General features: G+C 67.6%; 20 protein-coding genes. 13 read left to right on the forward strand and 7 right to left on the reverse strand.

Going from position 1 to position 25,559, the window contains the following annotated elements:
* Positions 1 to 42 precede the first annotated feature (42 nt).
* The 3 genes from WIX41_RS13405 to WIX41_RS13415 all read right to left on the reverse strand — a co-directional run bounded on the left by WIX41_RS13405 (position 43) and on the right by WIX41_RS13415 (position 6,592).
* Positions 43 to 1,971 (reverse strand): M28 family peptidase, encoded by a 1,929-nt coding sequence (locus WIX41_RS13405; protein ID WP_339448292.1) that lies wholly within the window; start codon positions 1,969 to 1,971, stop codon positions 43 to 45.
* Positions 1,972 to 2,328: 357 nt separating this feature from the next.
* On the reverse strand, positions 2,329 to 4,029 hold the full coding sequence (ybaL, locus tag WIX41_RS13410) for a YbaL family putative K(+) efflux transporter (RefSeq protein WP_339448294.1): 1,701 nt from the start codon (positions 4,027 to 4,029) through the stop codon (positions 2,329 to 2,331).
* 169 nt (positions 4,030 to 4,198) lie between these two features.
* Positions 4,199 to 6,592, reverse strand: a complete 2,394-nt coding sequence (locus WIX41_RS13415; RefSeq protein ID WP_339448296.1) for a TonB-dependent receptor plug domain-containing protein — start codon at positions 6,590 to 6,592, stop codon at positions 4,199 to 4,201.
* A 333-nt stretch (positions 6,593 to 6,925) separates the two neighbouring features.
* On the opposite strand from WIX41_RS13415, the gene WIX41_RS13420 reads away from it, so the two are divergent.
* The gene (locus WIX41_RS13420; RefSeq protein ID WP_339448298.1) at positions 6,926 to 8,779 is read left to right on the forward strand and encodes an ABC-F family ATP-binding cassette domain-containing protein; all 1,854 of its coding nucleotides are present in this window, start codon (positions 6,926 to 6,928) and stop codon (positions 8,777 to 8,779) included.
* 103 nt (positions 8,780 to 8,882) lie between these two features.
* On the opposite strand, the gene WIX41_RS13425 is transcribed toward WIX41_RS13420, so the two are convergent.
* Positions 8,883 to 9,746: a LysR substrate-binding domain-containing protein gene (locus tag WIX41_RS13425; protein ID WP_339448299.1), complete on the reverse strand. Its 864-nt coding sequence runs from the start codon at positions 9,744 to 9,746 to the stop codon at positions 8,883 to 8,885.
* A gap of 233 nt (positions 9,747 to 9,979) precedes the next feature.
* On the opposite strand from WIX41_RS13425, the gene blaL2 reads away from it, so the two are divergent.
* A complete protein-coding gene (gene blaL2, locus WIX41_RS13430) occupies positions 9,980 to 10,888 on the forward strand; it encodes a L2 family extended-spectrum class A beta-lactamase (protein WP_339448301.1) in 909 nt (302 codons plus the stop codon).
* A gap of 8 nt (positions 10,889 to 10,896) precedes the next feature.
* On the opposite strand, the gene ggpS is transcribed toward blaL2, so the two are convergent.
* The gene (gene ggpS, locus WIX41_RS13435) at positions 10,897 to 13,143 is read right to left on the reverse strand and encodes a glucosylglycerol-phosphate synthase (protein ID WP_409187505.1); all 2,247 of its coding nucleotides are present in this window, start codon (positions 13,141 to 13,143) and stop codon (positions 10,897 to 10,899) included.
* 62 nt (positions 13,144 to 13,205) lie between these two features.
* The gene (locus WIX41_RS13440; RefSeq protein WP_339448304.1) at positions 13,206 to 14,477 is read right to left on the reverse strand and encodes an MFS transporter; all 1,272 of its coding nucleotides are present in this window, start codon (positions 14,475 to 14,477) and stop codon (positions 13,206 to 13,208) included.
* A gap of 123 nt (positions 14,478 to 14,600) precedes the next feature.
* Here WIX41_RS13440 and WIX41_RS13445 point away from each other — a divergent pair, with 123 nt between their 5' ends.
* Positions 14,601 to 15,239, forward strand: a complete 639-nt coding sequence (locus tag WIX41_RS13445; protein WP_339448305.1) for a hypothetical protein — start codon at positions 14,601 to 14,603, stop codon at positions 15,237 to 15,239.
* A 132-nt stretch (positions 15,240 to 15,371) separates the two neighbouring features.
* Here WIX41_RS13445 and WIX41_RS13450 read toward each other — a convergent pair whose 3' ends face one another.
* Positions 15,372 to 16,295, reverse strand: a complete 924-nt coding sequence (locus WIX41_RS13450) for a DUF3011 domain-containing protein (RefSeq protein ID WP_339448307.1) — start codon at positions 16,293 to 16,295, stop codon at positions 15,372 to 15,374.
* Between the two features lie 158 nt (positions 16,296 to 16,453).
* Here WIX41_RS13450 and aspS point away from each other — a divergent pair, with 158 nt between their 5' ends.
* The 10 genes from aspS (at position 16,454) to ybgC (ending at position 25,556) form a co-directional block, all read left to right on the forward strand.
* Positions 16,454 to 18,205 (forward strand): aspartate--tRNA ligase, encoded by a 1,752-nt coding sequence (aspS, locus tag WIX41_RS13455; protein WP_339448308.1) that lies wholly within the window; start codon positions 16,454 to 16,456, stop codon positions 18,203 to 18,205.
* Between the two features lie 86 nt (positions 18,206 to 18,291).
* Positions 18,292 to 18,624: a hypothetical protein gene (locus WIX41_RS13460; protein ID WP_339448309.1), complete on the forward strand. Its 333-nt coding sequence runs from the start codon at positions 18,292 to 18,294 to the stop codon at positions 18,622 to 18,624.
* Between the two features lie 20 nt (positions 18,625 to 18,644).
* Positions 18,645 to 19,166: a GNAT family N-acetyltransferase gene (locus WIX41_RS13465; RefSeq protein WP_339448310.1), complete on the forward strand. Its 522-nt coding sequence runs from the start codon at positions 18,645 to 18,647 to the stop codon at positions 19,164 to 19,166.
* A gap of 119 nt (positions 19,167 to 19,285) precedes the next feature.
* On the forward strand, positions 19,286 to 19,918 hold the full coding sequence (locus tag WIX41_RS13470; protein WP_339448312.1) for an esterase/lipase family protein: 633 nt from the start codon (positions 19,286 to 19,288) through the stop codon (positions 19,916 to 19,918).
* 75 nt (positions 19,919 to 19,993) lie between these two features.
* Positions 19,994 to 20,725 (forward strand): YebC/PmpR family DNA-binding transcriptional regulator, encoded by a 732-nt coding sequence (locus WIX41_RS13475; RefSeq protein ID WP_339448313.1) that lies wholly within the window; start codon positions 19,994 to 19,996, stop codon positions 20,723 to 20,725.
* 103 nt (positions 20,726 to 20,828) lie between these two features.
* On the forward strand, positions 20,829 to 21,350 hold the full coding sequence (gene ruvC, locus WIX41_RS13480) for a crossover junction endodeoxyribonuclease RuvC (RefSeq protein WP_339448314.1): 522 nt from the start codon (positions 20,829 to 20,831) through the stop codon (positions 21,348 to 21,350).
* Between the two features lie 10 nt (positions 21,351 to 21,360).
* Entirely contained in the window at positions 21,361 to 21,951 is a 591-nt protein-coding gene (gene ruvA, locus WIX41_RS13485; protein WP_339448315.1) for a Holliday junction branch migration protein RuvA, read from the forward strand.
* Between the two features lie 46 nt (positions 21,952 to 21,997).
* Positions 21,998 to 23,917: a potassium transporter Kup gene (locus WIX41_RS13490; RefSeq protein WP_339448317.1), complete on the forward strand. Its 1,920-nt coding sequence runs from the start codon at positions 21,998 to 22,000 to the stop codon at positions 23,915 to 23,917.
* Between the two features lie 177 nt (positions 23,918 to 24,094).
* Positions 24,095 to 25,135, forward strand: a complete 1,041-nt coding sequence (gene ruvB, locus WIX41_RS13495) for a Holliday junction branch migration DNA helicase RuvB (protein WP_339448319.1) — start codon at positions 24,095 to 24,097, stop codon at positions 25,133 to 25,135.
* Positions 25,125 to 25,556 carry a tol-pal system-associated acyl-CoA thioesterase gene (gene ybgC, locus WIX41_RS13500; RefSeq protein ID WP_339448321.1) on the forward strand — a complete coding sequence of 144 codons (432 nt, stop codon included), beginning with the start codon at positions 25,125 to 25,127 and terminating at the stop codon, positions 25,554 to 25,556. Before ruvB ends, ybgC begins: the two co-directional genes overlap by 11 nt.
* The last annotated feature ends 3 nt before the right edge of the window (positions 25,557 to 25,559 follow it).

Here is a 25,559-nt window from a genome sequence, read left to right on the forward strand (position 1 = left end):
GGTGGCAGTCGTGCCGGTTCCTGCCGGCCGGGGTGGGTGTAGTCACGGGGCGGGCGCGTGCAGCCAGGCATCGATGGCCCCTTCCAGTACCGCCAGCGCGGCCATCGCGCGGCGCGGATCAACCTGATCCAGCTGGTCGAATCGGTTATGGATGTTCGACAATCCGCGCGACACCGGCAACGCCTGCTGGGTGTGCATGGCGCGCTCCATGGCATCCATCCGCGCATCCATCGTCTGTACCTCGGCCGGTCCCAGGGTGCCCTGCAGGTAGGCCTCGAACCGGCTCCAGTCCACTTCCGCGTTGGCCAACCACACGCGTGCGCGGGCCTGCTGCATGTCGCGTTCAAGGGGGATGTCGGCGGCGTCCGCCAGGTTCATGCCCAGCGCCGGCACGCCTTCGCGCTGGAAGGCGATGTGGTCGGACTGCATCACCCAGCCGGGACTGGCATGCACGCGCAGCCCGACCTCGGCGGCGGCGTGCTCGAGCAGGCCACGCAGCTGCGCTTCGGCGGCACTCACCGGCGCCGCAGGCGGCTGCAGTGCGCGCGAATCGCCGTCCATGTACAGGTGATGGCGGTCCGATCCCGAAAGCGTCATGCCATCGCCACGCCCCACCATGTCCAGGTTGAGGGCCACATCGGGGCAGCTGGACTGTGCCAGGCATTGCTCGACGAAGGCCTTGGCGCCCAGCATGCCGTGCTCTTCCAGGTCGGACACCAGCAGTTGTACGCGCATGCCCTCGGGGAGCGTTGTGGCGCCCAGTTTCCGGGCCAGCGCCAGCAGCGTGGCCAGGCCGGTGCCGTTGTCGCTGGCACCGCTGGAACCCTCGCGCGCGCCGGTCATGTCGCCGTGGGCGAGCACCATGAGGGTGCGTTGGGGGGTGCCGCCGCCCGCAAATTCCAGCATCAGGTTGCAGCCGGTATAGGTCTGGTTGAAACCGAAGGTGTCGCGTGTGCTGCCAGAGAACGGCAGCTGCTGCAGGGTATGGCCGTCGCGCTTGACCAGCGTGCGCAGCATGTCGAAGCGGGCGATGTTCGCGGCCACCTCGCGCTGCGCGCCGGTCATTCCCGGCTGCTGTGCGTCCAGCGTGGCCTGCGCGATCTGCTCCAGGTCCAGCTGGAAGCTGGCCTGTGCAGGGCTCACCACGCCGCCCAGCAGTTCCGCCGCCCAATCCACCCACGACAGCATGGGCGCCAGGGCGGCGGCGTCTGCGCCGCTGGGCCAGCCGCTGTGCCCATGCTGTTCGGCGTGGCGGGCCACGCCGAGGGTCAGCATGATTTCGTTGCGGGTGGCCGGTGGCAGGTCCTGCAGCAATGCACGGATCGCCGGGGCAGTGCACGCCGCGGCATCGGTGCCGCAGTCGCGCACGATTTCCAGCAGGCGGTGGCGTTGTTCGTCGGGCAGCAGGTCGTAGAGCGTCAGGGGAAGCGAGGCCGGCGCTGGCGTGCGCCCGTCCGCGCTGGCGTCCGGTGCGCTGTTGCGGCCCAGCACGAAGCCCAGCACGCCGCCGGCGACCGCGCTGGCCACCACGGTCCCGGCGGCCAATGTGCCGGCAGCCAGCGTGCGTGGACACTGGCGCGGTTGCGTCACGCAGCTCAAGGTGGCGGCGTTGGCGATATGCCCCAGCGCAGCGGAGGTCGCCGTCGGCACATTGGCCGCCCCCGGCACCGCCTGGTAGCCGGTGCCCGCCTGCGCATGGGCGCCGGGCAGCAGGGCCGCCACCGGCGCGGGCGGTACGCCGACCCGGCCCGCTGTGACCGGGGCATGGCGTGGCGGAAGCCGGGCGATCGCCATCGCCGAGGACAGTGCGAGGGCGTTGACCAGCCACTCCCGGCCATTGCGCACGGTCAAGGGGCGCGTCCCGGCCTGCGGCTTCGGCTGCACGGGCACGCCGCGTGAGTGCAGGTTGCGCGCGACCTGGTTGTCGAAGTGGCCCTGGACGTGGCGGGCGAACGGAATGTCGAGCGGCATGGCAACCTCGTGGATGGCGGTAGCGCCGTTGTCACCGCAGGACGCGGTGCGGACGCAGGTCCATCGCACCGTGCCGCATCGCCGTGCCGGTGCCTATCGGAGTAGTTGCGGGTAGTGCCTGGATGTCCGTTTCCGCAACGCAGCCCTCACCCCCGACCTGACCGCCGTCACAGATGGCGACGGCGGCACGGCACCGGACTGCGTTTACACCACCGGAATGGTGTGCTTGCCGAGCCGTGCCGGTGCCTATCGGAGTAGTTGCGGGTAGTGCCTGGATGTCCGTTTCCGCAACGCAGCCCTCACCCCCGACCTGACCGCCGTCACAGATGGCGACGGCGGCACGGCACCGGACTGCGTTTACACCACCGGAATGGTGTGCTTGCCGATGTTGCGGTAGGGCGGGGTGGCCATGACCATTTCGGCCAGCGAGTAGGCCAGCTCGCGCTCGGCCATCACCGTGCCGTCGGCACCGTGTTCCAGCAGGTGCTTGACCTCGGCGTCGCTGTGCGCGCGCGCCAGCAGGGTCAGGCCCGGGTTGAGCGCGCGCAGTTTGGCCAGGGTTTCGCCGGCTTCCAGCGGTTGCGGAATGGCCAACACCGCGATCTTGGCGCGTTCGGGGTGCGCTTCGGCCAGCACGCGGTCGGAGGCGGCGCTGCCACGGATGCCGGGCAGGCCGGCGGCATGCGCTTCGGCCACGTGTTCCTTGTTGTCGTCGATCACCAGCACCGGCACGCCGCGGTCGCGCAGCACCTGCGCCAGCGCGCTGCCGACCCGCCCATAGCCGATCACGATGGCGTGATCGTGCAGGTCCAGCGACGGTCCGGGCGGCAGTTCGGTTTCCACGGCGGTCGGTGTGGTTTCCTGGTGCTTGGCCAGCCAGCGGTCGAGCAGGCCGAACACCAGCGGGTTGAGCATGATCGAGATCAGCGCGCCGGCCAGCACCAGCGCCTGGCCGGTGGGTGGCAGGATCTTCAGGCTGACGCCCAGGCCGGCGATGATGAAGGCGAACTCGCCGATCTGCGCCAGGCTGGCCGAAATGGTCAGCGCGGTGCCGTTGGGGTGGCCGAACGCGCGCACGATGAAGAACGCGGCGGCGGACTTGCCGAACATGATGATGGCGGCGGTGGCCAGCACCTGCCACGGGTGTTCGACCAGGATGGCCGGGTTGAACAGCATGCCCACGGAGACGAAGAACAGCACGGCGAACGCATCGCGCAGCGGCAGCGAATCGTTGGCGGCCTTGTGGCTGAGCTCGGATTCATTGAGCAGCATGCCGGCGAAGAACGCGCCGAGTGCGAAGGACACGCCGAACAGCATGGCCGAACCAAACGCCACGCCCAGTGCGATGGCCAGCACCGCCAGGGTGAACAGCTCGCGCGAACCGGTACCGGCAATGCGCTCGAGGATCCACGGAATGACCCGGCGGCCGACCACCAGCATCACCGCCACGAACAGGCCCAGCTGCACGAAGGTCCAGCCGATGCTGGCCAGCACGCTGCCGACGGTATGGGTTTCATTGGCCGCATCGGGGCCGAACACGCCGGCCAGCACCGGCATCATCACCAGCGCCAGCACGCAGGCCAGGTCTTCGACGATCAGCCAGCCGACCGCGATCTTGCCGCGCTGGGTTTCCAGCAGGCGGCGCTCTTCCATGGCACGCAGCAGCACCACGGTACTGGCCGTGGCCAGCGCGAAGCCGAACACCACGCCGTGGATCACCGGCCAGCCCATCAGCCAGGCCAGGCCCCAGCCGAGCAGGGTGGCGACCAGGATCTGGCCGACTGCGCCGGGAATGGCGATCGCCTTGACCGCCATCAGGTCTTTCAACGAAAAGTGCAGGCCGACCCCGAACATCAGCAGCATCACGCCGATTTCGGCCAGCTGGTTGGCCAGCGCCTGGTCGGCGACGAAGCCGGGCGTGAAGGGTCCTACGCAGATGCCCGCAACCAGGTAACCGACCAGCGGAGACAAACGCAGCTTGTTGGCCAGCGCACCCAGGATGAAGGCGAGCCCAAGGCCAACGGCGACGATGTTGATCAGGTCGGTGTCATGGTGCATCGGGGCTCGCAGATTGGGGGATGCCCCGATTTTCACCGATGCGGCCAATTCCGGCAAACCGTAATGCAGGAATCGATGATGCAGCTGGCGGTAGCACCGGCCGTTGGCCGGCCCTCATGAACGCAGGTATGTTCGCGAGGGCCGGCTGACAGCCGGCGCTACCGGGGGATCACCACTTGTAGGTGACGCGGCCGTACACGTAGGCGCCGTTGAAGCCATACGGCGAGTAGTTGCTGTAGGGCAGCATGCCCCAGGTGGAGTTCTGCAGGTCCACGGTGCGGTCGGGGTACTCGTCCAGCAGGTTGTCCGCACCCAGGGTCAGGGTCCAGTTCTCGCTGGGCTTGTACGCCACCGAGGCATCCAGCACCCACGAGGCGTCGTAGGTCTGGTCGCGGGTCGGGGTGGCCGAGTTGCGCACGGTGAAGGACCCGTAGCGGGTGGCGGCCAGGCTCAGGTCCCAGCGGTCCGAGCGCCAGGTGCCGCTGAGGATGGTCTTGTCGCGCGGGTAGCTGTCTTCGATCCGGCCCACTTCATCGCGACCGATCAACGACTGGGTCAGGCCCAGTGAGCCGAACACGGCCGGGGAGGCGATGAACTTCTTCACCTCGGTGTCGTTGTAGCTGTAGGCCGCCGTCAGTTCCAGCGCGCTGGCGCTGAACGGGATGGTGTAGCTGGACACCGCGTCCACGCCGCGGGTGCGGGTGTCCACGCCGTTGGTGAAGTACGAGAACGCGGTGACCTGCGACAGGCCCAGATCGGCCAACAACGCACTGGTGGCGTCGTTGGTGGTGATGTTGGTGGACAGGATGATGCGGTCGTCGATGTCGATCTGGTACGCGTCCACGGTCAGGTAGAGGCGGTCGATCGGCTGCAGCACCAGGCCCACGCTGTAGGAGGTGGAGCTTTCAGCCTTCAGCGGGCTGGCGCCCAGTGCCTGCGCGGCGGTGCTGGTGGTGGGGAAGGTACCGCGTTCGACGAACACGCCATTGACGATCGTACTGGTCACGGCCTGGTAGCTCTGCTGGGCCAGTGACGGTGCGCGGAAGCCGGACGAGGCGGTGGCGCGCAGCGCGACCTTGTCGGTGAAGGCGTAACGCGCCGACAGCTTGCCGGAGAATTTGTCGCCGAAGTCCGAGTAGTCCTCATAACGGCCGGTGACGCCGGCCGAGAACTTGTCGGTCAGGTCCGCTTCCAGGCCGGCGTAGACGGCGTAGTTGTCGCGGTCGGCGTCCACGGCGTTGAGCGGGGTGAACCCACCGAAGCCCTGCGCACCGGTGCCGAAGTAGGAAGTGGGCTCGCCTGCGCTCTGCTCCCACTTCTCGCGGCGGTACTCACCGCCGAAGGACAGCGTGACCGGATAGGCCAGGCCCCAGTCCAGCTGCTTGGTGATGTCCACGTTGCCGATGTCCTGGGTGTACTCCAGCGCACCGGCGTAGAACGAACGCGGGCTGTCCACGCCCAGCGAATAGTTGATGCTGTTGCGGGTGTGGAAGTCGATCTTGTTGGTGCCGTGGTTGTAGCTCACGTCCCAGGTCCAGCCGCTTTCGGTGTCGCCCTTCACGCCTGCCACCAGCGAGCGGTCCTTGGAGTACTGGTTGATCTCCGGCACGAAGCCGTCCGGGTAGGTCTGGGCCAGCAGCGCGCCCTGGCCGCTGTTGGTGCGCGAGCGGTAGAACGCGAACGAGGTGATGTCGCGGTTGCTGGCCAGCGCGGTGGCGTAGGCCGAGACGTGGTCGCTGAACTGGAAGCTGGCGTTGGCCGAGGCGGCGGTGGCATCCACCTGTGGGTCGCCGACCACGAAGGTGGTCTGGCCCACGCTGGGGAAGTTGCCGGTGTTCGGCGCGGTGCCCTGGTAGGGGCCGGCGCGGTTGCTTTCATCCTGCTGGGTGATCTGGCCGGCCACGTGCACGCTGCCGCGACCGTCGGCGAAGCCGATGCCGGTATCGCCGGAGAGCTGGTACTTGTTGCCGTCACCGGCCGAGTACTGGCCGACATCCAACGCCAGGCTGCCGCCCGCACTGGAACCCTTGAGCACGATGTTGATCACACCGGCGATGGCATCCGAACCGTACTGCGCCGAGGCGCCGTCGCGCAGCACTTCCACCCGCTCGATGGAGGCGATCGGAATGGCGTTGATGTCCACCGCAGACGAACCACGGCCAATGCTGCCGTTGACGTTGATCTGCGCCGAGGTGTGGCGGCGCTTGCCGTTGACCAGCACCAGTACCTGGTCCGGGGACAGGCCGCGCAGCTGGGCCGGGCGGATGCCGCTGGTGCCATCGGTCAGCGCCGGGCGCGGGAAGTTCAGCGAGGGCAGGGCACGGGCCAGCGCGGTGGCCAGTTCGGTGGTGCCGGTGGACTGCAGCGCCTCGGGGGTGATGATGTCGATGGGCGACTGCGACTCGGCCACGGTGCGGTCGGCTACCCGGGTACCGGTCACGATGACCGTGTCCAGGGTGTTGGCAGCGGCGCGCGCGGGAGCGTCCTGGGCGGCGGCGGTGAAGGCCGAGGCACCGAGAACGACAGCAACGGCGGTGGCAAGCGTACTGGTCTTGCGGTTCATCAGGATGTAGCTCCGGTTGGGACGAGGTGGCACCGGACGACATCACGACTGCGGCAAAGCGGGTCAGCGAGGGCGGGTGTTGCGGTGCGCAATTAACGGATTAACGGTATTTTTACTGTCTGTCAAATTGATAAAACGTTGCAAAAGCAACGATTTACGAAGATTTGACCAATCAGGCGGGAGAGGGTCCCGGGGAAAGCGCAGGCAGGTTCGTGGGAGAGAGACGAGGCCTGCCGCGCATCCCGGGGCGCGTCAAGTATTCGTTAACGCTAGAATTGCGTCGCAGGAAAGGTGCTCACCAGCACATTCCATTCCGTTATATGGACCCCCCAGATGATTTCCCTTCGTAACTTCGCCTTGCGCCGCGGCGAGCGGCTGCTGTTGTCCAACGTCGACCTGACCCTGCATGCGGGCTACCGCGTGGGCGTGGTCGGCCGCAACGGGGCCGGCAAGTCCAGCCTGTTCGCGGCCGTGAAGGGCGAGCTGGAGGCGGACAAGGGCGACGTCGATCTGCCCGGCAAGATCCGCATCGCCAGCGTGGCCCAGGAAACCCCGTCGCTGCCGGACCCGGCGCTGCAGTTCGTGCTCGAAGGCGACACCGAGGTGGCCGCCGTGCTGCGCGAGGAAGCCGAGGCGGCCGCGCGCGAAGACTGGGAGGCGGTTGCCATCGCGCACCAGCGCATGGCCGAAATCGGCGCCTACGACGCCGAGGCGCGCGCCGGCAAGCTGCTACATGGCCTGGGTTTCCCGGCCGAAACGCATTCGCGCGCAGTGTCTTCGTTCTCCGGCGGCTGGCGAGTGCGCCTGAACCTGGCGCGCGCGCTGATGATGCCCAGCGACCTGCTGCTGCTCGACGAACCCACCAACCACCTCGACCTGGATGCGGTGTTCTGGCTGGAGCAGTGGCTGCTCAAGTACCCGGGCACGCTGCTGCTGATCTCGCATGACCGCGAGTTTCTGGACAACGTGGCCACCCACACCCTGCACCTGCATGGTGGCGGCGCCAAGCTGTACGTCGGCGGTTACACCGATTTCGAGCGCCAGCGCGCCGAACAGCTGCGCCAGCAGCAGCTTGCGCACGAGAAGGAACAGGCCGAGCGCGCCCACCTGCAGAGCTTCATCGACCGTTTCAAGGCGCAGGCCAGCAAGGCTGCGCAGGCGCAGAGCCGCATGAAGCGCCTGGCCAAGCTGGCCGGTACCGAAGCGGTGCGCGCCGAGCGCGAATTCCGCATCGAGTTCGCCCCGCCGGCCAAGCTGCCGTTCTCGCTGATCCGGCTGAACCACGTGGATGCCGGTTATGGCCCGGATGCGGTGATCCTGCATGAGGTCGGCTTCGGCCTGGAAGCGGGCCAGCGCATCGGCCTGCTCGGTCCGAACGGCGCGGGCAAGACCACCCTGGTCAAGACGCTGGTGGGCGAGCTTGCGCCCATTACCGGTGAGCGCGCCGCGCACCCGGACCTGCGCATTGGCTACTTTGCCCAGCACACGGTGGAATCGCTGCATGAAGGGCAGTCGCCGATGGAGCACTTCCGCGACCTGGCCCCGGATGCACCGAACCAGGCGTTCCGCGATTTCCTGGGCAAGTGGAATTTCGCCGGGGATCGCGCGTTCGAACCGGTGGACGGTTTCTCCGGTGGCGAGCGCGCGCGCCTGGCGCTGGCGTTGATCGCCTGGCAGCAGCCGAACGTACTGCTGCTGGACGAACCGACCAACCACCTTGACCTGGAAATGCGTGAAGCGCTGGCCGAAGCGTTGGCCGATTTTGAAGGCGCGATCGTGATGGTCTCGCATGACCGCCACCTGATCGGACTGGTCTGCGACACCTTCTGGCGCGTCGCCGATGGCGTGGTGGAGCCGTTCGATGGCGATCTGGACGCCTACGCGGCGTGGCTGCGTTCGCGCCCGGCCGCGCAGGGCACCAAGCAGAAGATGGCGGCGGCCGCCCCGGAGCCGGCGCCGCCGACCCCGCCGCTGCCGCCGAAGAAAACGGTCAACCCGGTCAAGCTGGCCGCCGCTGAAGCCAAGGTCAACGAGCTGGAAAGCCTGTTGTCCGACCTGGACCGGCAGCTGGCCGACCCGGCCAACTACGCCGACGCCACCCGCATGGCGGTACTCGGCCGCGACCGCGAAACCACCGCGCAGCAGCTCGAAAAAGCCGAAGCCGCGTGGATGGAATTGATGGCCTGAAGGCCCGTGCCGACCATTGGTCGGCACGGGCATGCCTGCGTAGAGCCACGCCCTGCGTGGCTTCGCGATGCCGGAACGAAGAGCAGCCACGCAGGGCGTGGCTCTACGCCTGCGCTTCCAACCAGGTCCTGAAACGCTTCCCCGCCTCGCTTTCCGCGCGCGAGCGCAACCGCGTCAACCAATAACTTCCCAGCTCCAGCGTCTGCACAAACGGCTGCACCAGCCGTCCCTGCGCCAGGTCCTGTTCGAACATCCTCAGCGGCAGCAGCGCCACGCCAGCCCCCGCTGCCGCCGCACTGGCCAGGGTCAACGACGAATCGAACACCGGCCCGCGCGCTTCCAGCTCGCCCACGCCGGCGGCCTGCAGCCACCGCGGCCACTCATCGCTGCGGTAGGAGCGCAGCAGCGCCACGTTGGCCAGGTCACGCGGTTGCTGCAACGACCTCGCCAGCGCCGGCGCACACGCCGGCGCGAACGGTGCGGCCAGCACCGGCGTGCAGACCTGGCCCTGCCAGTCGCCCTCACCAAAGCGGATCGCCAGGTCCAGCCCTTCGCCGGCCAGGTCGATGCGGTTGTTGTGGGTCTGCAGGCGCAGCTCGATATCCGGATGGCGCGCGTTGAAATCGGCAAGGCGCGGCAACAGCCAGCCGGTGGCGAAGGTGCCCACCACGCCCACCCCCAGCACCTCGCGGAAATGCCCGCCGACGAAACGATCCAGGCTGACCGCGATGCGGTCGAAGGCCTCATTGAGCACGGGGTAGAGGCGTGCACCTTCGTCAGTCAGGGCCACCCCGCGCGGCAGCCGATGGAACAGCACCGCACCCAGGCGTTCCTCCAGGCCCCGGATCTGATGGCTCAGTGCGGCCTGGCTCACGCACAGCTCCAGCGCGGCACGGGTGAAGTTCTGGTGGCGGGCGGCGGCCTCGAAGGCGCGCAGCGCGTTGAGCGGAAGTTGGGGCCGGAGCATGGGAGTGGTGAGGAATCCTGATGGGTGGTAGCGCCGACCGTTGGTCGGCCTTGACCATCCTACCGCCAGCATGGGCAGGCCAGCGCAATAGTTCCCCCGCACCATCCGTGGGCCGGCCAACGGCCGGCGCTACCGAGGTATGAGGTCACCTCATGCCTCTCCCCGAAAATACGTGCTGGTGCCTGTGCACCTGGCATGCCGATACTGCAGCCCTGCCCAACAAGGAACCGCCCATGATTGCCCGCCGCCAATTCCTGCAGTGGTCCGGTGCTGCCGCCGCCTCGGCCCTGGCCGCTACCGTGCTGGCCAAGACCCCACCCACCGCGCTTGGGGCGAAACAGAAGCAGGCATCCGACTTCGCGGCGCTGGAAAAAGCCAGCGGCGGCCGCCTCGGTGTGACCCTGCTCGACACCGCCAGTGGCCGTCGCCTCGGTCATCGCCAGGACGAGCGCTTCCCGATGTGCAGCACCTTCAAGTTCGTGCTGTCGGCCAGCGTGCTGCACCTGGCCGACCAGGGCACCCTGTCGCTGGATCGGCGGTTGCCGGTACGCCAGCAGGACATGCTGTCGCACGCGCCGGTCACCAAGCGCCATGTCGGCAAGGACCTGACCGTGCGTGACCTGTGCCGCGCGACCATGGTGACCAGCGACAACCCGGCCGCGAACCTGCTGCTGGGCGTGGTGGGTGGGCCGGCCGGGGTGACGGCGTTCCTGCGCGCCAATGGCGATGCAGTGACCCGCAACGATCGCCTGGAGCCGGAAATGAACCAGTTCGCGCCCGGTGACCCGCGCGATACCACCAGCCCCGCCGCGATGGCGGCCAGCCTGCAGCGGTTCGTGCTGGGCGATGTGCTCACGCCGGCCTCGCGGCTGCAGCTGGCCGACTGGCTGATCGACAACGAAACCGGCAATGCGAGCCTGCGCGCCGGGCTGTCACCGGCGTGGCGGGTGGGCGACAAGACCGGCAGCAACGGGGAGGACACCACCAACGACATCGCGATCCTGTGGCCGCTGGCCGGCGGCGCACCGTGGGTGCTGACCAGCTACCTGCAGGGCGCTACGCTGGATGATGCCGGGCGCTATGACGTGCTGCGGCAGGTAGCAGTGATTGCGGAGACGATGATCAGCGCGCACGCGCGCTGATCGACTCGTTACGCGGGGTTGCCGGTGGCCTTTACCGCTTCAAGGAACTCGCGGCCCCAGCGGTCGACATCGTGGTACTCCACCGTGCCGAACAGTTGGCGCATGCGGCCGCCGGCTTCTTCGTCGGGCATCGACAGCGCCTGCAGCAGGCCGGCGGTGAGATCGGCCGGGTCGTGCGGGTTGGTCAGCACCGCACCCTTCAACTCCGCCGCCGCGCCGGCGAATTCGCTCAGCACAAGCACTCCGCTGGTGCCTTCGATGCCATGGGTGGCCACGAATTCCTTGGCCACCAGGTTCAGCCCATCGCGCAACGGGGTGATCCACATCACCTGCGCGGCTGCGTAATGCGCCACCACCTCTTCGAACGGCAGCGCCTGGGCGAAGAAGCGTACCGGGGTCCAGTCCAGGCGCGAGAAGCGGCCGTTGATGCGGCCCACCGCCTGTTCGATCTGGTTCTGCAGCGTGCGGTATACCGTCATTTCGCGCGCGGCCGGCACGCACACCATCAGCAGGGTGACATTGCCCTGGCGGTCCGGATGCTGTTCCAGCAGGCGCTCGAACGCCTCCAGCTTGGCCAGCGTGCCCTTGGTGTAATCCAGCCGCTCCACCGACAGCACCAGCTTGCGTGCACCGATCTCGCGGCGCAGCTTGAAGATGTCGTTGCGCACGCCGGGTCGGGCCAGCACGTCATGGATGCGACGCAGGTCGGTACCCACCGGGTGCGCACCCAACGCCACCTCGCGGTCCCCTACGCGGATACGGGTGGTCATCGTATCCAGCCCCACCGCGCAGCCATAGGTAAGGAAGCGCGGCGCGCAGCTTTCCCAGGCCAGGCGTTCGGCCGGCATCGCCCCGCGTACCACGTCGACGAAGTTCTCCACCTGGCGCGGGATGTGGAAGCCGATGTAGTCGCAGCTGAGCAGGCTGCCGATGATCTCGCGCCGCCACGGCACCACGTTGAACACGTCGGCCGACGGGAAGTAGGTGTGGTGGAAGAACGCGATCTTCAGGTCCGGGCGCAGCTCGCGCAGGGTGGCTGGCACCATCCACAGGTTGTAGTCGTGGATCCATACGGTCGCACCGTGCGCGGCCTCGGCGGCGGTGGCTTCGGCAAAGCGCCGGTTGACCTTCAGGAACACCTGCCAGTCGTCCTCGCGGAAGCGGGCGCGTTCCCAGAACACGTGCAGCATCGGCCAGAACGCTTCCTTGGAGAAACGCTTGTAGAAGATGTCCACTTCCTGCCGGGTGAGCGGCACGCGCGCGGCGGTGAGCGTGGGGTAGTGTTCGGCATCGACCGCCATGTGGGTCTGGAACGGGCCGCGCTTGGGGTCATCGATACCCCAGGCCACCCAAGAGCCGGTCTGGCCGCCCTGGAAGAAGCTCAGCAGCGAGGGAATGATGCCGTTGGGCGAGCGCGGTGGGCGCTGCACCAGTACACCGTTCTCCATCACTTCGTCGAAGGGCATGCGGTGGTAGAGCATCACCAGGTCGGCGCCTTCGGCGCGCGTGGTTGCCGGCGGCTTCAGCCACGCATCATCGGCCGGCAGCAGGCCGAAGTGTTCGATCGCCTCCAGGATGCCGCCGCAGCCGGGTGCCTGCGCATGGTAGGTGTTGCCCAGCGCGGCGGTGGCCGAGGTAAGCGCCGGTTCCGAATCGCCCACGCACACGCCGCGGAAACCGGCGGTGTACATCGACAGATCGTTGAGGGTGTCGCCCGCGACCAGGATGCGCTCGCGCGGCAGGTCCAGCAGGCGCGCCAGCGCGGCCAGGGTGCGGCCCTTGTCGGTGTCCGGTGGCAGGATGTCCAGGTAGCGGTCGGCCGAATACAGCACGTCGCAGCCCAGCGCCTGTGCGGCGGCCTGGATCTGCACGCGCAGCGGTGCCAGCGTGGCCGGGTCGCAGAAGTAGGAGCAGCGGCGTTCCTGCGGCACGTCCTGGCGTTGCAGCGCGGTGAACGGGCGCATCGCGGCGGCAACCACCTGCTCGCCCGGCCAGTGCGCGTCGATCAGCGATTGCAGGGGCTGCAGCGGTTGCAGGGTATGGCCGTCGACCACGGTCGCGCCGACATCGCAGACCACGTAGTCCGGGCGCGGAAGGGCGGGATCGGAGAGCAGGGGCATCACCGCTTCAAGGCCGCGGCCGGTGATGAAGATCAGGCGGATACCGGGGTGCTGGTCGACCAGCCGGTACAGGCGGTGGCGCGCGGCGGCATCGCCGGCGAGGAAGGTGCCATCCAGGTCGGTGGCGAGAATCAGTTGCTGGGCCGGGAGAGCCGCCGGCGTGCGGGGTGAGGTGGGCGTGGCAGGTGTCGAAACAGTCAATGCACTTCCTTATCGGAGTCAAGGGGTGGGGAATCAGGTGTGTCCGGCGGCGCAACGACGTCCGTTTCCGGCATCAATTCGAGCGCCGCCGGCGTGGTGCGCAGCATCAGCCGGAACACCACCGGGTGCGTGCGCAGCCGGTCGAAGCTGAGCAGACGCGCCGTGGTGAACAACGCCAGCACGCCCAGCACCGCAGCAAAGTACAGCGGCAGCGCCGCCGGACCGAACTGCTGCATGGCCGCGCCGGCCAGGGCAGGTCCTATCGCAGCGCCCACGCCGTGTACCAGCAGCAGGCTGGAGCAGCCCGAGAGCAGGTCCCCGCGCGGCAGGTAATCGAGCATGTGCGCCACCGCGAAGGGGTACAGCGAAAACGCCAGGCCGCCATAGAAGAAGAACAGCCCGAACAGCAGATGGGTCTGCAGCTGGATCATCGGCAGCGCGGCGACTACCGCGATGCCGGCGGCGGCCAGGCACAGCGCAACCAACCCAATGCGGCGGTCGTGGCCATCGCTGATGTGTCCCAGTGGCCACTGCAGCAGGGCGCCCCCGGCAATGGCGGTGAGCATGAAGCGGGCCACGCCATCGTCGTTGAGCCCGACGTCGCCGGCATACACCGGCAGCAGGCCCCAGAACGCACCCATGGCCAATCCTGACAGCCCGGCGGCGACCGTCGCTACCGGCGCCATTCCATACAGGTGCGACAGCTTCAGGCGCGGTACCGAGGGCACTTCCGGTGGCGTGAGCCGGGTGGCGGTGATCGGCAGAACTGCTGCGCAGAACAGCATGGCGATCAGCATGAACATCGATATGGCCGGCGCGTTGCTGACCATCAGCAGGATCTGGCCGAGGGCCAGCGCCGACAGGTTGACCACCATGTACAGCGAGAAGGCGCGACTGCGCTGGCGCGGATCGGGTTCGGCGTTGAGCCAGCTTTCGATCACGGTGTACAGGCCCACCAGCGCGATGCCGGTGATGATGCGCAGCAGCCCCCACAGCCAGGCGTTGAGCCACAGCGGATGCAGCAGCACCGTGATGGCGGCGAGGGCGGCAAAGAAGGCGAACGCACGGATATGCCCGATGCGGCCGATCAGCGACGGCGCGAAGAAGGTGCCCATGAAGAAGCCGGCAAAATAACCGGACATCACCAGGCCCAACGTACCGGCACCGAAGCCGGCCTCACCGCCGCTCACCGCCAGCAAGGTGCCAAGAAGCCCGCTGCCCGTCAAAAGCAGCGCTACTCCCGTCAGCAGGGCGGTCAGCCGCAACACACGTGCGACCTTCGTGGGGAAGGCGAACCGGTCACGACAACGACCCTAACACAGAGGTGATTAATCCTTTGTCGCGGATGGCGCGGATTTGCGCAATGCGCCCACGCGGGCTACGGTGTCTGCATGACTGTGTACACGTTCCTGCCGCTCGCGGCTGCATCATTGCTCGCCGCGTGCGGTGGCCAGCGTGACAGCGTGGCCCACGATGTTGCGATGGCGCCCGCCGACGCGTTTCTCGCTGCCGTTGCCGCCCATTGTGGCAAGGCGTTTGAAGGCCATATCGCCGTCAATGAGCCGAAGAGCACCGGGCCTGACCCGTTCGACGGCAAGCGCCTGGTGATGCACGTGCGCGGTTGCGATGACGCATCGCACACGCTGCGCATTCCGTTCCATGTGGGTGACGATCATTCGCGCACCTGGGTGCTGAGCCGCACCGATACCGGGCTGCGCCTCAAGCACGATCACCGCCATGCAGATGGCAGCCCCGATGCGGTGACGATGTACGGCGGCGACAGTGCGCCGCCCGGCACCGCGCAGCGCCAGTCGTTCCCGGTGGACGCCGATTCGGTGGCGATGTTCCGCAAGGCCGGCATGGATGCGTCGGTGACCAATACGTGGGCGATGGAAGTCGAGCCCGACAAGACGTTCGTGTACGAGCTCACCCGCCCGGGAGGACGAAAGTTCCAGGTCGTGTTCGACCTTGCGCACCCGGTGGCGTTGCCGCCGGCCCCGTGGGGCGCAGAGGCGCCACCTGCCCTGTAGAGCCACGCCCTGCGTGGCTGCCCTTCGTTCGGGCGCCGCGAAGCCACGCACGGCGTGGCTCTACGATCCAATCGCCAATCGGCAATCGCCGGGATCCGGCAGGGCCCGACCGTTGGTCGGGCCGCCGTTCCTTCAACGCGCGCCGAACCTCGCCCGGCACCCATTGCTGACCCACACCATGCTGGGCCGGTAGCCCCAACTGCGGTTCTCCACGCAGGCACTACCCGACAGCTGCTGCAGCAGCACCGGCCGGCCCTGGCGCGAATCCCAGGCGCAGGTCTGCTGGCGGTTGCCATTGCTGCTGCAGGTCACGCTGTAATTGCTGCCGCCACCGCCACCGCCCCAGTTGCCGCGCGATTCGGCGAACTCGCCGCGGCAGCCGCGGGTGACCCAGATCGTATTGCCGCGCATGCCCCAGGTCTGGTTCTGCACGCAGGCCGAGCCGGAAATCTGCCGCACCAGGGCGGCATTGCGCCATGGGGTGGGGCAGCTGCGCTCGCGGTTGTCCTTGCTTTCGCAGCGGATGGTGTTGCCGGGGCCGCCGGTACCGGGGCCCCCGCCGCCGCCACGGCCTTCGACGAATTCGGCCCGGCAGCCGCCGCTGACCCAGACCTGGCCATTGCGCGAGCCCCAGTTGCTGCCTTCCACGCAGCGGGTGCCGGAGATCTGCCGGGACAGGCGCGCGCTGCGCCAGCCGGTGGTGCAGACCCGCTGGCGGTTGTCGTTGCTTTCGCAGCGGACCACCCCGTTGTTGCCGCCGCCGGGGTTCCAGCCGCCGCCGGAGCCGCCCAGCGAGGTGGCGATGTCCTGCTTGATCCGGGAAAAGCCCCAGGACGAGCCGTGGACCTGGGCCAGGTAGAACTGCATCTGGTCATCGGGAATGCGCCGGCCCCCGGATTGCTCGGCGTATTCCTGGGAAATGACCCGCTGCTGGTCCTGCACCGACAGGGTGCGGAGGTTTTCCGGGGCGTAGGCCCGGGCATTGACCTGGGCGTGCAGGGCGGGGGCGCTGCACGCCAGAACGAAGGTAATGCAGGCGACGGCGAGACGGTTCATGGCAAATCCCCTTGCGCATGGTGGTGCGCGGACTATAGGTCCGGGCCGGATTAAGCCGGTGTGACCGTCCGGATTTGCCCGATCGGGCCGCCGGCCGCAGAATAACGGGCTGATCGGTGCCGCCTGGTGCCGGCAATCTCCTGCGGAGCTTTACCCCCATGCGTACCCACTTCTGCGGCCTGGTCGACGAGACCCTGATTGGCCAGACTGTCACCCTCGCCGGCTGGACCGACGTTGCCCGCAACCTGGGCGGCGTGTGCTTCATCGATCTTCGCGATCATGAGGGCATCGTGCAGGTGACGGTGGAGCCTGAAAACGCAGAAGTGTTCAAGGTCGCCGCCAGCCTCGGTTACGAGGACGTGCTGCAGGTGGAAGGCGTGGTGCGCAAGCGCCATGCGGTGAACGACAAGATCCGCACCGGCCAGGTCGAGATCGTCGCCACCCGCATCACCGTGCTCAACAAGGCCGAGCCGCTGCCGTTCCACGCCCACGAGAACCCGGGCGAAGAAACCCGCCTGAAGTATCGTTATCTGGACCTGCGCCGCCCGGAAATGCAGCGCATGCAGCGTACCCGCATCAAGCTGGTGCAGGCGCTGCGCCGCCACCTCGATGGCGACGGCTTCCAGGACATCGAAACCCCGATCCTCACCAAGGCCACCCCGGAAGGTGCACGCGACTTCCTGGTACCGGCGCGCATGCACCCGGGCGAGTTCTACGCCCTGCCGCAGTCGCCGCAGCTGTTCAAGCAGATCCTGATGGTGGCCGGCTTCGACCGCTACTACCAGATCGCGCGCTGCTTCCGCGACGAGGCCCTGCGTGCCGACCGCCAGCTGGAATTCACCCAGCTGGACATGGAGTTCGCCTTCGTGCGCGAGCGCGACGTGCAGGACTACGTGGAAGGCATGATCCGCGCCATTTTCAAGGAAGTGGTCGACGTGGAGCTGGCCGCCAGCTTCCCGCGCATGACCTGGGCCGAGGCGATGCGTCGCTTTGGTTCGGACAAGCCGGACCTGCGCATCGCACTGGAACTGGTCGACGTGGCCGAGCTGGTCAGAACCAGCGAATTCCCGGTGTTCACCAGCGCCGCTGCCGACCCGGACGGCCGCGTGGCCGCGCTGCGCATCCCCGGCGGTGCCAGCCTGTCGCGCAAGCAGATCGATGAGTATGCCGCGCACGCTGCCAAATACGGCGCCAAGGGCCTGGCCTACATCAAGATCGCCGGGAACGGCGAAGTCAGCTCGCCGATCGCCAAATTCTTCAGCGAAGACGCGTTCGCCGCGCTGGTCGCGCACGTCGGCGCCGGCAACGGCGACATCGTGTTCTTCGGCGCCGGTGGCTACAACAAGGTGTCCGACTTCATGGGCGCGCTGCGCCTGAAGGCCGGCAAGGACTTCTCCCTGGTGGCCGCCGGCTGGGCGCCGCTGTGGGTCACCGACTTCCCGATGTTCGAATACGACGACGAAGCCCAGCGCTACGTGGCCCTGCACCACCCCTTCACCGCCCCGGCGGTGGACGACATCGCCGACCTGCGCGCCAATGCCAGGACCGCTGTGTCGCGCGGCTACGACATGGTGCTCAACGGCAACGAGATCGGCGGCGGTTCGATCCGAATCCACCGTTCGGACATGCAGAGCACGGTGTTTGAACTGCTGGGCATCGGTGCCGAAGAAGCCGAGGCCAAGTTCGGCTTCCTGCTCGACGCGCTGCGTTTCGGCGCGCCGCCGCACGGTGGCATCGCCTTCGGTATCGACCGCATTGCCGCGCTGATGGCCGGGACCGAGTCGATCCGCGACGTGATCCCGTTCCCGAAGACCACCGGTGCGCAGTGCCTGATGACCGGCGCCCCGTCGCCGATCCCGGACGAGCAGCTGGCCGAAGTGCACATCCAGGTCCGCCCGCGGAAGAGCTGATCCTGCGATCAACCGATCGCACCATCCCGGTAGCGCCGGCCGTTGGCCGGCCCCCTCACCATCACATCGTCCAGGAGATCCAGGCAATGACCGAGTACGCGTTCGTATTGGAATGGGAAAAGCTGGGCAATGAAGGCGCCGATGCCAACCTGGTGACCGAACGCGCCCGGGTGTTCGGTGGCTGGCTTGTGCGCGTGGGGACCAACCCCGCCGCCATGGCGCTGACCTTCGTGGCCGATGGCGAAGGCCGCTGGGACGGTGAGGACTTCGGCGTCGAGGATTACGAGGACGACGAAGAGGAAGAGGGCGACGACGAGGAATACGAAGAGGGCGAGGAAGAAGAGGACGAGGAGGAGTACGAGGAAGAGGACGAAGAAGACGGCGAAGAGGAAGACGCCGCCAAGGGGACGCAGGCCTGAGGCCTGCCCTGCACCGGTCCATGTACACCATCCGCCGCGCCGGCCCCGAGGACGCACCGACCCTGTCGGTGCTGGCCACCCGTACCTTCGTGGAAACCTTCGGCCATCTGTACCCGGCCCGGGACCTGCAGGACTTCCTGGACGAGGCCTACGCGGTGGACCGCCAGCGCGTGATCCTGTCCCACCCCGATTACGCGGTGTGGCTGCTGGAGCTGGACGGGGTGGCCGTGGGCCATGCCGCCGCCGGCCCGTGCGGCCTGCCGCACCCGGACGTGCAACCGGGTGATGGCGAACTCAAGCGCCTGTACCTGATCAAGGAACAGCAGAGCTGCGGCTGGGGCAGCCGCCTGCTGGAAACGGCATTGACCTGGCTGGAGCGCAACGGTCCGCGCACCCTGTGGCTGGGGGTGTGGTCGGAGAACTTCGGCGCCCAGCGCTTCTATGCCCGCTACGGGTTCAGCAAAGTGGGGACCTACGAGTTCCCGGTGGGCCAGGTGCGCGACTTGGAATACATCCTGCGCCGCCCGCCGCGGTCAAGCTGAACGGCCTGCGCGGCCCGTTTCCTGGCGGGGCCCGGCTTCACCCGCCGTTCCCCGGTCCATTTGTCTAATAGAACCGTGTTTCCCCGTTGGAACGGTTCCGCACCGGCTACGCTGCGCCCATGAATCCCCCCGTTTTGCTGCTGCACGGCATCTGGAACGCCCGCGCCTGGGTTGGCCCACTGGCCTGGCGCCTGCGCGCGCGTGGCTTCAGTGTGGATACCTTCGGCTATTCCAGCGTGTTCGGTGGCCCGGACGTGGCCGTGCCGCAATTGCTGCAGCGCCTGCGCAACAGCGGCCCGGTGGCGCTGGTCGGGCACAGCCTGGGCGGTCTGGTGGCGCTGGAGGCGCTGCGCCGCCAGCCGGATCTGCCGGTGTCGCGGGTGGTCTGCCTGGGCTCGCCGCTGCGCGGCAGCGGCACCGCCCGTTCGCTGGCCGACCACGGTTGGTCGCTGGCGCTGGGCCGCAGCAGCGAACTGCTGCTTGATGGCCTGCCGGCCTGGGAGGGCAGGGCGCAGGTGGGGCTGATCGCCGGTTCGGTGCCGCATGGGCTGGGCAGCCTGCTCGGGGCGATCGGTGATTTCTCGGACGGCACGGTGGCGCTGGATGAAACCCGCCTGCCGGGCCTGGCCGACCACTGTGTGGTGGCCGCCAGCCACAGCGGGCTGGTGTTTTCCCTCGACGCGGCCCGCCAGACCGCCGCCTTCCTGCGCGATGGCTGCTTCCGTCCGGGCCGCACCGCGCACGCCGCCTGAGCCCCGCTGACACGGTGACGGCGGCCGATCAGGTAGAATCCGCGCCCTGTTCCTGACGCAAGCACGGAAACACCCATGGGTAGAGGCCCTTCCATCGAAAACCGCAAAAACGCGTCTGACGCGAAGCGCGGCAAGATTTTCACCAAGATCATCCGTGAGATCGGCGTAGCCGCGCGCGGCGGTGGAGGCGACCCCAACAACAATCCGCGCCTGCGCGTGGCCATGGACAAGGGCCTGGCCTCGAACATGTCCAAGGACGTGATCGAACGGGCCATCAGGAAGGCCACCGGCGAGCTGGAAGGCGTTGAATACGAAGAGATCCGCTACGAGGGCTATGCCCCCGGTGGCGTGGCCGTGATCGTGGACTGCCTGACCGACAACCGCGTGCGCACCGTGGCCGATGTCCGCCATGCGTTCAGCAAGTGCGGCGGCAACATGGGCACCGAAGGCTCGGTCGCCTTCATGTTCAAGCGCATGGGCGTGCTGCACTTTGCCAGCGGCGCCAACGAAGATGCGGTGACCGAGGCGGCCATCGAGGCCGGCGCGGACGACATCGTGGTCTATCCGGAAGATGGTGCCATCGACGTGCTGACCGCCGCCGACATGTACCACGCGGTCAAGGATGCGCTGGAAGCGGGCGGGCTGAAGCCGGACCACGCCGAGCTCACTTTCCGTGCCGACAACGACATCAAGGTCGAGGGCGACACCGCCCTGCAGGTCAAGAAGCTGCTGGACATGCTCGAAGACCTGGACGATGTGCAGGACGTGTTCTCCAACGCCGACCTCGGCGCGGACGCCTACGCCTGACGTTTCTGCCCCCGTCTCGCCAAGTGCGACGTCGGGGGTGGACAATGCGGACCATGATGACTCCCGACACTCCCTGCCATCGCTTCCGCACGTGCCCGCCGGCATGATCCGCATCCTCGGCATCGACCCTGGTTCCCAGCGCACCGGGGTGGGCATCATCGACGTGGACCCCACCGGCAAGGTGCTGCACGTGCACCACCTGCCGCTGGTGCTGCTGGGCGCGGACGATTTCCCGCAGCGCATGAAGCTGCTGGTGCTGGGCCTCAACGCGCTGGTGGAGGAATACCGCCCGCACGAAGTGGCCATCGAGAAGGTGTTCATGGCGCGCAACCCGGATTCGGCGTTGAAGCTGGGCCAGGCGCGCGGCGCGGCCATTTCGGCGGTGGTCATGCGCGACCTGCCGGTGCACGAGTACGCGGCCAGCGAGATCAAGCTGGCCGTGGTGGGGCGGGGTGGGGCAGAGAAGCAACAGGTCCAACACATGGTCGGGCTTATGCTCAACCTGAAAACCAGGCTGCAGGCCGACGCCGCCGATGCGTTGGCCGTGGCCATCACCCACGCCCATGTAAGGGCAACGGCGCAGCGCCTGGGCGTCAATGTGCGCCAGGCCTGGAGCCGGAAATGAGGACATCTGCATGATTGGTCGTCTGCGTGGGATCGTGGCGTACAAGGCACCCCCGTGGCTGCTGATCGACGTCAACGGCGTCGGCTACGAGCTGGAGGCGCCGATGAGCACCTTCTACGACCTGCCCGAACTGGGCCGCGAGGTCACCCTGTTCACCCACTACGCGCAGAAGGAAGACAGCGTGTCGCTGTACGGCTTCCTGCGCGAGGGCGAGCGCCGGTTGTTCCGCGATGTGCAGAAGGTCAGCGGGATCGGCGCGAAGATCGCGCTGGCGGTGTTGTCCGGGGTGAGCGTGGATGAGTTCGCGCGGATGGTGCAGGCCGGCGACATCACCGCGCTGACCCGCATTCCGGGTATCGGCAAGAAGACCGCCGAGCGCATGGTGCTGGAGCTGCGCGACCGCGCGGCCACCTTTGGCGGTGGCGGTGCGCCGATTGCGGGTGCGGCACCGGCCACCGACCCGGTGTCCGAAGCCACCGTGGCCCTGCAGCAGCTGGGCTACAAGCCGGCCGAGGCCGCGCGCATGGCGCGCGATGCCAACACCGACGGCGATGATGTCGCCACCGTGATCCGCAGGGCCCTGCAGGCCGCGCTGCGCTGAGCGCGGCGGCCTTCTCCCTTACCGACCGACGCCTTCCCGGAGTTCCATGTCCACCTCTTCCACCCAGCACGACAGCGGCCACCACGGGCACGGCCATGCGCCGGCCGCCAGCGGCCTGGCGTTGATCGTCGGCGCCATCGGCGTGGTGTTCGGCGACATCGGCACCAGCCCGCTGTACACGCTGAAGGAAGCGTTCTCGCCGCACTACGGCCTCAACAGCGACCACGACACCGTACTGGGCGTGCTGTCGCTGGCGTTCTGGGCGTTGAACATCGTGGTGACGCTGAAGTACGTCACCATCATCATGCGCGCCGACAACGACGGCGAGGGCGGCATCATGGCGCTGATGGCACTGACCCAGCGCACCCTGCGCCACGGTTCGCGCTCGGCCTACGTGGTGGGCATCCTGGGCATCTTCGGTGCTTCGCTGTTCTTCGGCGACGGGGTGATCACCCCGGCCATTTCGGTGCTGGGCGCGGTCGAAGGCCTGGAGGTGGCCGCCCCCGGCCTGCATGCCTTCATCGTGCCGATCACCGTGATCGTGCTGCTGGCGGTGTTTGCCGTGCAGCGCTTCGGCACCGAGAAGATCGGCAAGCTGTTCGGGCCGATCACCTCGATCTGGTTCATTTCGCTGGCTGCGATCGGCATCTGGAACATCGTCGACTCCCCCGAAGTGCTCAAGGCCTTCAACCCGATGTGGGCGCTGCGCTTCTTCCTCGAGCACGGTTGGCACGGCATCTTCATCCTTGGCGCGGTGGTGCTGGCGGTAACCGGCGGCGAGGCGCTGTACGCGGACATGGGCCACTTCGGCGCCAAGCCGATCCGCCACGCCTGGTACTTCTTCGTGCTGCCGTGCCTGGTGCTGAACTACCTGGGGCAGGGCGCGCTGGTGCTCAACAATCCCGAAGCGGTCAGGAACCCGTTCTTTGAAGCGGTGCCGGAGTGGGCGCTGTACCCGATGATCATCCTGGCCACCATGGCCGCGGTGATCGCCTCGCAGTCGGTGATCACCGGCGCGTTCTCGGTCTCGCGCCAGGCCATGCAGCTGGGCTACATCCCACGCATGCGCATCACCCATACCTCGCACGACACCATCGGCCAGATCTACATCCCCGGCATCAACTGGGGCATCGCGGTAATGGTGATCGGGCTGGTGCTGGCCTTCCGCAGCTCCTCCAACCTGGCGGTGGCCTACGGCATCTCGGTGTCGGCGACCATGCTCATCGATACCCTGCTGCTGGCGCTGGTGGCGCGCGCGCTGTGGCCGACCTCGCGCTACTGGATCATCCCGCTGTGCGTGGTGTTCTTCATCATCGACCTGGGCTTTGTGATCGCCAACGGCGCCAAACTGCTGCAGGGTGCCTGGTTCCCGGTGGTGCTGGGCATCGTGCTGTTCACCATGATGCGCACCTGGCGGCGTGGCCGCGAGCTGCTGCGCGATGAGATCCGCAAGGACGGCATCCGCCTGGATACCTTCCTGCCCGGGCTGATGCTGGCCCCGCCGGTACGGGTGCCGGGCACGGCGGTGTTCCTCACGGCCGACCCCTCGGTGGCCCCGCACGCGCTGATGCACAACCTCAAGCACAACAAGGTGCTGCACGAGCGCAACGTGTTCCTGCACGTGGAAACCCTGCCCATGCCATACGCGATGGAAGGCAAGCGCCTGAAGATCGAATCGGTGGGCGATGAGTTCTACCGCGTGTTCGTCCGCTTCGGCTTCATGGAAACCCCGGACGTGCCGCTGGCGCTGATGCGCTCGTGCGACCACGGCGGGATCTACTTCGACCCGATGGACACCACCTTCTTCGCCAGCCGCGAAACCATCGTGGCCACCGCCAACCGCGGGATGCCGATCTGGCGCGACAAGCTGTTCGCGCTGATGCATCGGAACGCCGCGCCGGCGACCGGGTTCTTCCGGATTCCGGGGAACAGGCTCGTGGAGCTGGGCGCCCAGGTGGAGATCTGACATCGCATGGGCCGGCCAACGGCCGGCGCTACCGATGCGGTCGGCGAATCGTTGACCGGGCGCGTGGCGACGCGTTCACCATCAGAACGGGGCATTTTCACCGTGGCGTGGTAGCGCCGGCCGTTGGCCGGCCCTCGCATAACCCCGAAACGAGCGCTGTTGCCGCATAATCCGGATATGACCGACGACCGCATCATCGGCGCCGGTGCCACCCGCGAGGATGACACCACCGACGCCAGCATCCGCCCCAAGCGCATGGCCGATTATCTTGGCCAGGCGCCCGTGCGCGAGCAGCTGTCGATCTACATCGAAGCGGCCAAGGCCCGTGGCGATGCGCTGGACCATGTGCTGATCTTCGGGCCGCCCGGCCTGGGCAAGACCACCCTGAGCCACGTGATCGCCAACGAGCTGGGCGTGGCGCTGCGGGTGACCTCCGGGCCGGTGATCGAAAAGGCCGGCGACCTGGCCGCGCTGCTCACCAACCTGCAGCCGCACGATGTGCTGTTCATCGATGAGATCCACCGCCTGTCGCCGGTGGTGGAAGAAGTGCTGTACCCGGCGATGGAAGATTTCCAGATCGACATCATGATCGGCGAAGGCCCTGCGGCCCGCTCGATCAAGATCGACCTGCCGCCGTTCACCCTGATTGGTGCCACCACCCGGGCCGGCCTGCTGACCGCGCCACTGCGCGACCGCTTCGGCATCGTGCACCGGCTTGAGTTCTATACCCCCGAAGAGCTGACGAAGATCGTCAGGCGCTCGGCGGCCATACTCGGCATCGACTGCACCGCCGATGGCGCAGCCGAGATCGCACGGCGCTCGCGCGGTACCCCCCGTATCGCCAACCGGCTGTTGCGCCGGGTGCGCGACTACGCCCAGGTCAAGGCCGCCGGCCATATCGACCTGGAGGTTGCGCAGGCTGCCATGCAGATGCTCAAGGTCGACCCGGAAGGCTTCGACGAGCTCGATCGGCGCATGCTGCGCACCCTGGTCGATTTCTTCGACGGCGGCCCGGTGGGCGTGGAATCGATGGCGGCGGCGCTGTCCGAGGAGCGCGGCACGCTCGAAGACGTGGTCGAACCCTACCTGATCCAGCAGGGCTTCCTGGTGCGCACCGCGCGCGGCCGCATGGCCACCCACAAGGCCTACCGCCACCTGGGGTTGAAGCCGAAGAACCCGCCCGCCGACCTGTTCGCGGAGGTCCCCGATGTCGGTTGACCCGCGGTTCAGTTGGCCGACACGCATATATTGGGAAGATACCGACGCTGGCGGGGTGGTCTACCACGCCCGCTACGTGGCCTTCATGGAACGGGCGCGCACCGAATGGATGCGGGCCCTGGGCTACGGCCAGGAACGCACCCGCACCGAGCATGGCCTGGTGTTCGCGGTCCGGTCGATGACCATGGAGTTCCTCAAGCCGGCGCGGCTGGACGACGCGCTGGAAGTGACCGCCACGCTGGTGCAGTGCAAGCGCGCCAGCATGGTGTTCGACCAGGCGGTGTGTCGCGGCGATGAAACGCTGCTGACCGCGCAGGTCAGGATCGCGGCACTGGACGCTGCCACATTCAAGCCGCGCGGCATGGACGATGTTCTCCATGCCGCGTTGAACACCCACGCAATTCAAATAGCCGCATATTGAGGA

Source organism: Stenotrophomonas sp. AB1(2024) (genome assembly GCF_037482345.1).
In the GTDB taxonomy this organism is placed as follows: Bacteria; Pseudomonadota; Gammaproteobacteria; order Xanthomonadales; family Xanthomonadaceae; genus Stenotrophomonas.